Here is a 3,077-nt window from a genome sequence, read left to right on the forward strand (position 1 = left end):
CATCATTATGTATAACCCTTTTACTCTTTTAAATCATGGAATTGTTTCAAGAATCAGAAAAACAACTAGTTGAGTTTATTTCGCAGCGCCTTTGAAGGCTAGATGGAATAAAAAGAGGAGCGCTGAGGCTCCTCTTTTATCGTAGGCCGCAGTGAACTTTATCGTTAGTACATAGACTTAACGGCTAGTCCACGCGCTTAAAGTTAGGCAATAAGGTTTCTGGCTGTTGCGCTACAAATGCTTTACTTGGTGAGTAAGCGCGGAAGTAAACAAACCAGTTTTCATCTTCTCGGGTTTGCACCCAATTCGCTTCATTTACACCAGCAGGCTTAGTTGGCGAGAAGTGGAAGGTGTAATTGCCTTGCGAATCTTTAACTGTCCCTTCAATGTTAGAACCCACGTCGGCACGCTCAATTTCGTTGTCGATGATGGCGCGGTTCTCGACGTTGTAGACAGTGATGGTCCAGAATAAATCGGCGAAATTTACATCTCCATCTAGCGTCAAAGTATAGTGGTTACTGCCATTTAGCCCTTTGCCATTGTCGTCACGGTAGTTGTCTAGGTAGATCTGTCCCCAACCGCCGTTCTCAAATCCATGCATTGCAATGTCGTTAGTGACGGCTTCATAAAACCAAGCTGCACGTCCATCGAGGTCCATACCATAGTGACGGTCTTGGTTTGGTGTTGAAGCCGTTGCGATTTCCCACGAATTCCCTTCTTTGCCATAAGCCGCGTGTGGTAGACGTTCAGTCTTGTTGAAATCGATGTTTTTAACCATAGCTTCACCCATGATTACAGCTTGTTCTAAGATGTCACGCTGCTGAGCTGATGGAGTAAATGCTTTGCCTTTTTCAATACCTAGTGGGCGTAACATGTCGTGCATCATGCGGTCGCGCTCTGCTACAGGTTCGGCTTGGATCGCTTCATTCAAGGTCTCCCAAAATGCCATACCACGTGGGTGCTTAGCATCGTCACCACGTTCAGGGAAGTTCACGCCTTTGCTACTGAGCGGCTTGCCGTTAAGGTCAGTAATTTTTAATGCTTCTAAGTCTTTCATACGTTGCTGATCTGACTTAGCCATTAAGCGAACACCCAAGAAAACATTATTGGTATCAGACTCAAATACTTTTGCGCCTTTTGGCAGGTTACTCGGCGTTTCAGAACCTTTCGCTTTTACCACGTAGACGCCCGGCTCAGTCATCTGAGAAATACCGATTTGCCACATGGTGTGTACCGCGCCACGCAGTTCATTTGTGGGTATTTCTATAACAACGGGCTCTTTCTCTACGTTAAACCAAGTAATCGCGTAAGGCGTAGAGGTATTGTAAGTTAAACCTCCTAGCTTAGATTCATGAGACTCAACATAAGTAATTTGACCATCCTCTGCCCCCATGTCGGCATAGGCTTGTTTCCATGCGTAGTTTGACACCAAAGGCACGGACCAAATGTAAGCTTGTGACGCGCGTTGATAGTCCATCAGTTCAAACAGTTTTGCAGAGCTTTCTTGTGTTGGAATGCCATGAAGAAAGTCGGTTTCGAAAGTAAAGTCACCTGCACGCGTTTGGATCGTTTCTGTCGCATCACCGTTGCCTGCTATCGCTGTGGCTGAAAACAAGGCTGTTACAGAAACTAGCATGGCAGCTGAGCGTAATGGGCAAGTGAAACTACCAACAAAGGCTTTAGATATCATATTCATAATGTGTCCTCAAAACTCAAAATTATTCGTCAAAACGGGAATGGCTCGTGGAACAGAAATCATTGGTTCAAACTGAAAGAGCTCATCCAAGCAGAAAGTGACTGCTTAAAACTGATAGTTAAATTCGATGCGGTGATCACCGTCTTCGATACTGGTGTTTTCTGTCCAATTTGCAAAATAACGAACGTTCGCCCTTGGGTTAATCTGGTAGCTCGCAGCAAACTCATGTGCGAGTACAGAATCACTGCCCTCGAATCCATAATCTTTGAACGTTGATGAACCAGACATCGTGCCTAAATACATAGGGTTATAGTTCAACCAAATCTTGTCGGTAAGTTGCATTTTTGCGTACATACCCGCCACGTAGAAAGTGCCGTGCATGTTGTAGCGATCACGAAGTTGATCCGCGTCGAGGTTGCCTCCAGAGCCTTCAACCAACTCCTCACCTGCAGCAACACCGACACCCGCAAGCGGATAGAAATTAAACATGCCCATTTGTGGAAGAGCCTGTATAAAGCTGTATGACGCACTACCTTGATTACTATCGAAATCCCAAGACATATCGACTTGTGTGCCTCGACCATTGGTTAAGTCTACGCCGAAGTTTCTGAAACGAATCGAATCGATACTGTCACCTGCGCCTCGGTCATTCCAACCAATGGCTTCACCAGCGATGCCTTTGACTTCGAAGACATTCATACCCATGGTCGTATCGCTACCAGTGTCATAGGTTTGCCCGATTTTCAGGTTTAAGCCTTTGTCTGTGTAACCGAAGCCACCTTGTGTATAGACGGCTAACGGGTCTGACATATCTTGAATTTCGGCTTCTTCCGCGAACGCGACACTTGCCAGAAACAAAGGAGTTAGAGAAAGGATTGAACGTTGTAATAACATAGATGCCTCATAAATTTATCTCACTACATCCGTGTACTGCGTGAAGGTGAGGTAACTATACAAAGTGGACATCGTTAAGTTAATTCATATAAACTTAACCATTCGTTAAGTATTGGTTTATGGTTTGGATATGAAACTGAATAACGTCGATTTGAACTTATTGAAAGTGTTTGTGGTGGTGTATCAGGAAAAAAGCTTGCGCAAAGCAGCTGAAAAGCTGTTTGTCTCGACACCAGCGGTAAGCCAAAGCGTCAAAAAGCTTAAGGAATCATTAGGTGAAGAGCTATTTGTTTTGTCCAATAAGCAGTTTCTCCCGACGCCTTATTCTGATGAACTGTATCGACGTGTATTTCCACTATTGGACGGGTTGGTCACGGCGATAGAAGAGGGTAAACAGTTTACTCCTGCCGAACTAAGCGAAGATTTTAAGATAGAGGCGAACCCGCACCTTTTGCCTTGGTTAACACCCTCTCTGTTTCATCAACTC

Annotated in this window: 3 protein-coding genes; 1 reads left to right on the top strand and 2 read right to left on the bottom strand. The window is 44.8% G+C overall.

Annotation, left to right across the window (positions count from 1 at the left end; all coding sequences use genetic code 11):
• Positions 1–184: 184 nt before the first annotated feature.
• Together AB4653_RS26195 and AB4653_RS26200 are read right to left on the bottom strand one after the other, a co-directional pair.
• Positions 185–1,696, bottom strand: coding sequence for a DUF1214 domain-containing protein (locus AB4653_RS26195; protein WP_009845789.1), 1,512 nt, complete (start codon positions 1,694–1,696; stop codon positions 185–187).
• Positions 1,697–1,801: 105 nt separating this feature from the next.
• Positions 1,802–2,590 (bottom strand): hypothetical protein, encoded by a 789-nt coding sequence (locus tag AB4653_RS26200; protein ID WP_102257528.1) that lies wholly within the window; start codon positions 2,588–2,590, stop codon positions 1,802–1,804.
• A gap of 130 nt (positions 2,591–2,720) precedes the next feature.
• Here AB4653_RS26200 and AB4653_RS26205 point away from each other — a divergent pair.
• Positions 2,721–3,077, top strand: a 357-nt coding sequence (locus tag AB4653_RS26205) for a LysR family transcriptional regulator (RefSeq protein WP_372105686.1), incomplete at its 3' end; no start/stop codon positions are given.

The organism is Vibrio sp. 10N.222.48.A3 (assembly GCF_041475345.1).
Classification (GTDB): domain Bacteria; phylum Pseudomonadota; class Gammaproteobacteria; order Enterobacterales; family Vibrionaceae; genus Vibrio; species Vibrio tasmaniensis_A.